This window comes from Streptomyces sp. NPDC028722, from assembly GCF_040637655.1.
GTDB lineage: Bacteria > Actinomycetota > Actinomycetes > Streptomycetales > Streptomycetaceae > Streptomyces.
Genome location: NZ_JBEZWU010000077.1, coordinates 1 through 4,536 on the forward strand (window position 1 = coordinate 1; position 4,536 = coordinate 4,536).

5 protein-coding genes and 2 pseudogenes are annotated in these 4,536 nt (G+C 70.1%); 1 reads left to right on the forward strand and 6 read right to left on the reverse strand.

Annotated elements, in window-relative coordinates; translation table 11 throughout:
• Positions 1-824, reverse strand: a protein-coding gene (locus tag AB0F03_RS37780; protein ID WP_362001010.1) for an IS5 family transposase whose coding sequence is annotated in 2 segments (ribosomal slippage) — positions 1-485 and positions 485-824 — 825 coding nt annotated over the 2 segments. Because the reading frame shifts where the segments join, the coding sequence is not laid out codon by codon here. This gene is flagged as partial in the annotation.
• 68 nt (positions 825-892) lie between these two features.
• Positions 893-1,159 (reverse strand): hypothetical protein, encoded by a 267-nt coding sequence (locus AB0F03_RS37785; protein ID WP_362001001.1) that lies wholly within the window; start codon positions 1,157-1,159, stop codon positions 893-895.
• A gap of 163 nt (positions 1,160-1,322) precedes the next feature.
• Here AB0F03_RS37785 and AB0F03_RS37790 point away from each other — a divergent pair.
• Positions 1,323-1,568: pseudogene (locus tag AB0F03_RS37790) on the forward strand (phosphatase PAP2 family protein); the annotation flags it as partial.
• Here the strand turns inward: AB0F03_RS37790 and AB0F03_RS37795 are convergent.
• The 4 genes and pseudogenes from AB0F03_RS37795 to AB0F03_RS37810 form a co-directional block, all read right to left on the reverse strand.
• Positions 1,560-1,775, reverse strand: coding sequence for a hypothetical protein (locus AB0F03_RS37795; protein WP_362001002.1), 216 nt, complete (start codon positions 1,773-1,775; stop codon positions 1,560-1,562). The pseudogene AB0F03_RS37790 and the gene AB0F03_RS37795 overlap by 9 nt on opposite strands.
• A gap of 88 nt (positions 1,776-1,863) precedes the next feature.
• Entirely contained in the window at positions 1,864-2,649 is a 786-nt protein-coding gene (locus tag AB0F03_RS37800; RefSeq protein WP_362001005.1) for a GvpL/GvpF family gas vesicle protein, read from the reverse strand.
• A gap of 3 nt (positions 2,650-2,652) precedes the next feature.
• Entirely contained in the window at positions 2,653-3,051 is a 399-nt protein-coding gene (locus AB0F03_RS37805) for a gas vesicle structural protein GvpA (RefSeq protein ID WP_362001007.1), read from the reverse strand.
• Positions 3,052-4,016: 965 nt separating this feature from the next.
• A pseudogene (locus AB0F03_RS37810) lies at positions 4,017-4,124 on the reverse strand (IS5/IS1182 family transposase); the annotation flags it as partial.
• Between the last annotated feature and the right edge of the window lie 412 nt (positions 4,125-4,536).

Below are 4,536 nucleotides of genomic sequence, written 5' to 3' on the forward strand. Positions count from 1 at the left end.
GTCACGCAAGATCTTCCAGGCCTTCATGCGGGCAAAGACGTGCTCGACGCGGGCACGGACCTGTTTGTGGCTCTTGTTGTGCGCCTGCTTCCAGTCGGAGAGTTCCTCGTCCGCGCTGCGACGACGGTGGAGCCAGGCGAAGGTCCGCTCGACGACCCAGCGAGTCTTGCCCAGGCCGGATCCGTGGGCGGTGCCCTTGCGGGCAATCTTCGGCGTGATGCCATGAGCGCGGAGCAGGCGACGGTACTTGTCGTAGTCGTAGCCGCGGTCGGCGCACAGCCGCCGCGGTCGGTGACGGGGCCGGCCCACCAGGCCACGGATGCGGGGAATCGCGTCCGGCAGGGGTATGAGCTGGGTGACGTCGTGACGGTTTCCGCCGGTCAACGACACCGCAAGGGGTGTCCCGTGCCGGTCGGTGATCAGATGGTGCTTGCTGCCGAGGCGGCCGCGGTCGACCGGCGAAGGTCCGGTGTGAGCCCCCCTTTCAGGGCCCGGACGTGCGAGCCGTCGATCGCGGCGTCGTCCATGTCCAGCAGGCCGGCTCTGCGGAGATCCGCGAGGAGGATCTCGTGCAGGCGAGGCCAGACGCCGGCTTCGGTCCAGTCCCGCAGGCGCCGCCAACACGTCACCACACTGCAGCCGGTCGTCTCGGTCGGCACGTCCGCCCAGGTCACGCCCGTACGTAGGACGTAGACGATCCCGCGTAGAGCCGCACGGTCATCCGCCGGCAGCCGACCTGGATACCGCCGACGCCGCGGCGGGCGAGGCGGGAGCAGCGGAGCGACACGATCCCACAGATCATCAGGCACAAGATCATCCGACACCTGGAGAACTCTGCCGCCCACCAGCCCAACTGCCAAGCCTTAGACCAAACTCATTCTGAAATGATCAGTTAGGAGAGACGGTTGAGGAGGTCGTCGACGGCGTGCCGGGCACGAAGCGACCAGCTGCGTACCGCCCCGGCACGTGCAGCGCGAGCCTGTTCAGCGGCCGGGTGCCATCCCGTGACGGTGACAGGGGTGTCGTCGCCGAGCGCCCGCAGCAAGCCGTCATAGGGACAGCCCGTCTCGCAGCCATCCTCGCGGCGGTCGAGGGTGGCGGTGGTCAGGTGGTAGAGGTGGGCGCCGGTGTCGGCGATCCCACCCGGGACAGTCGTCATGGTGACGAACTGGTTCAGCTGCGCTGCCGCGGCGCTGGTGGAGAAGACGAAGACGTTCTCCTTGCGGCGCAGCGGATGGTCGGCGGGCAGGCCGGTGATGTAGGCGGGGTCGTCGAGGGAGCCGTCGCGTACGGCCTAAACGTGGGCGGGGTCGTACTGGCCCAGGCATTCCTCCTTCCCCTCCGGGTACACCGCCGCCGCGGTGGCCTTCACCGCCGCAGTGGCGCCCGCATGGTCGGCCGCTGGTGCAGCGTGCGTCCTGCCCGCCGCCATGGTGGTGCTCGAGCGGGTGCAGCGCGGCGCCCGCTACCCCAGCGACGTAGCCGCCGGCGCTGCCATCGGCCTGGCCAGCGCCTGGCTCACCCGCTGCGCTCCGCACCCGATCCGCCGCCACTGGCTCTCAAGCTGAGGGAAGTGGTCGCCTCTCCACGATCAGCAGGCCGAGCATCCGGAAGCGGGCCAGCGGGCCGAACAGGTGCGTCTCGTCGATAACGTCGCCGTAGATCTGGCTGCCGATCAACACAGCCTCCAGCTCGGGGAACGCTTCTGCGGCGGCCTGCGGGACGGGACTGACGACACGGAACTCGTATTCGCGTGCCGCACTTCCACCAGGCATAGCCTCACGCTGCACCGGAGCGGGCCCGAGAGACATCACCCGCAACGGGCGGTTCCGCCGTTCTTTGAGGCTTCGCAACTCCTTACCCTTACCCGTTCGGCTGGGCGGCGGCTCCGAACGCTTCCGCGGTGCCGCCTTCGGCCTGCTGGGACGAGGGGATGTCGACGAAGCTGTAGGGCGGCAGCGGGCCGTTGACACGCAACTCGAGATGCGGGTGCTCCTGGCGGAGTTCGTCGACCGCGGTCAGGAATTGCTCCGCTGAACCGCGGTCCACCAGGAAGGAGAAGTTGGCCAGCCAGCCGGTGCTCTGCGGTCCGGCGCTTACGGCCTTGGCCATCGGCTGAAGCGTCTGCTGGAGCAGCTCCGCATCGGTTGCCTCGCGTGCCTGGACGGCGGCGGCGATCATCTCCCCGAGCCGGATCTGCTGCTCCTGCGTGCCGCCGCCGGCCTCGCGGTTCGCTTCCCCCAGGGACCGGATGTCGTCATGGTCCGCCATGATCAGGCGGAGCACGGCCTCTTCGTCGTGGTTGGCCTTGATGTTGTATTCGGCTGTACCGTCCAGTGCCTGCAGCCGCTCAAGGAAGTGCTCCACACGCTCGGCGAGCACCTGGGTCACTGTGTCATCGTCCGGGGAGGCGCTGGCGAACCGCATGGGCAGGACCACGCCGCCCGCTCCGGCTTCGTGCAGCACGCGCTGGTGGGCGAGCAGATCACGGCGCTTGGGCCGCAGCTGGTCGGGGGCGTCACTGACGATGGCGGCCAGCTCGCCCTGACGCAGCACGCGTACCGGCCGCGGCGGGTCTCCGATGCCGTCCAGGTCCTCGCGGAGAGGCGAGTGCGCGGCCCGGATGATCCCGTAGACGTAGGTGCTCATCTCTCATTCCCCTCTTCGGCGCGCGGCCCGATCGCCCTGACGCTCCCGGCCCTCGCCACGTGCCTGCTGGAAAGAATCGGAGATAGTTTCCGCGGCGCCGGACAGGGCTCCCTTGGTCTTGCCGCGGGCGCCGGACTCCGTGAGCTTGCCAGTGAGCTCCGTCAGCCCTGCCGGCTTGCGCGGCCCCGCTTCCAGATCGAGGCGGTTGCACGCCTCGGCGAAGCGAAGGTAGGTGTCGACGCTGGCGACCACGATCCGTATGTCGATCTTGAGTATCTCGATACCGACAAGGGAGACCCGCACGAACGCATCGATCACGAGCCCACGGTCGAGAATGAGTTCCAGAACGTCGTAGAGGCCGCTGGAGCCACCCCCGCCGCTCTGCTGTGTCGCCACGGTCATCGCGACCAACCCCTTGTCGTCTGTCTCTGCGCGGTCCCGTCGGCGTCGTCCCTCGCTGCGACGCACGCATCCTGTATGAGTAGCCCCACTATCTGCGACCAAACGCGTGTACGAGCCTGGCCGACGGTCTGCTGGGCAGGCACACCGCAACCGTTACCACGGCTTCCCCGCGTTCGGTGGCGCCGGGCGTGTGGGGCGGGTGTGCTCGGCGCTGGCCCGGGCCAGGGGCAGCCAGACGGTGGCCGGCGCCGGCGAGCGCGCCGGGCGGCAGGTTGGCGGTGAGCGCGGCCCGCCACACGGTGGTCACCGCGGCGAGTTCCGGTTCGGTCGCGGGCCGGGCAACGGCGCGCGTGAAGTGCAGGCGGCCGGTCGCGATGCCTCCCCACTCCGGGTGAAGGCGCCATGCCATCACCTGCAGGAGCCAGGAGACGGCGGCCGGGCCGCCGGGGCCGGCCGTGATCTGGCTCAGGACCTGGGCTGGATCCCCGAGGGCGTGCGAGTCGGCGGTAAGGGCGTGCGTCAGGTGCTCGACCGGCCCGCCGGCGCCGTGGCGAGGCGCCGCAAGCAGGACCGGGCGGTCCAATGCAGCAAGCAGCGGCAGGTCGGCGGGCCCGGTGTTCAGCCAGGCGCGGCCGGAGTGGGGCTGCCGTCCAGGGCAGTGAGCGCGGCGCGGTGGCCGGCGGTGAAGCCGGGGGTGTGGTGGTGCGGGGGCGGCAGGCGGCGGCCGATGACCGTGGCCACGGCCGGCCGGGCCGGACCAGTGGCAGGATCGCAGCAAGGAGGTCCAGGACGTCGGCGGGCATCGCGCCGTCGGTGCGGGCCCGGCTTGCGGCGTAGTCCAGCAGGCACTCCAGAGCGCGCACCGCCCACTGCGAGCACAGTTCGCCGGCCGCCGCCTCGTCGTCCCCTGCGCCGCCCGGGGCGCGGTGCTCGGGTGGGGCGACGGCGGCCTCGCGGCAGGTAAGGGTTGGTCTGCGCTCGAGCCGGGCCTTTCTCCAGGCGGTCAGCGCGGGCTCGATCAGGGCCCACCGGGCGTCGGACAGGCCGCTTGGGTAGGGCTTGTGCTCGCTCACAGCGTAGCCTGATCACGGGCGAGCCGGAGTGCGCGGTTCCGCTGTTCATCAGGCGATTCCGCGGCATCTTCAAACCAGACGGACTTCTGGGCACAGAAGCGCGCGAGACGGATGGCCGAGCCCCCGCCCCAGAGAAGATCATCCGCCGCCTACGGGAAGAAAGTCCTCAAAGTAAGGCGGGGGCGAGAGCTGCATATGGGGCCGGACCTGCATAACGCCCTCTGAGATGGGGCCGGTCGCCCGCTCGGACACCCGTGAGGCCCGGGCCTGCGATGCCGCGCCGGTGCAGTTCCCCTTTCGAGCCGCTGGATCGGTGCCCCGTCACTGACGGTGGCGGGCACCGACCCAGCGTTGTTTCGTCCGGCAGTTAGCGCAGGTTCTGCAGCAACTTCAGTTCCCACTCGCTGTCCGG

Bases quoted from the DNA above. Each gene is read 5' to 3' on its own strand.
- AB0F03_RS37795 (WP_362001002.1), bottom strand. From the start codon at position 1,775: ATGCCTGGTGGAAGTGCGGCACGCGAATACGAGTTCCGTGTCGTCAGT.
- AB0F03_RS37785 (WP_362001001.1), bottom strand. From the start codon at position 1,159: ATGACGACTGTCCCGGGTGGGATCGCCGACACCGGCGCCCACCTCTAC.
- AB0F03_RS37800 (WP_362001005.1), bottom strand. From the start codon at position 2,649: ATGAGCACCTACGTCTACGGGATCATCCGGGCCGCGCACTCGCCTCTC.
- AB0F03_RS37805 (WP_362001007.1), bottom strand. From the start codon at position 3,051: ATGACCGTGGCGACACAGCAGAGCGGCGGGGGTGGCTCCAGCGGCCTC.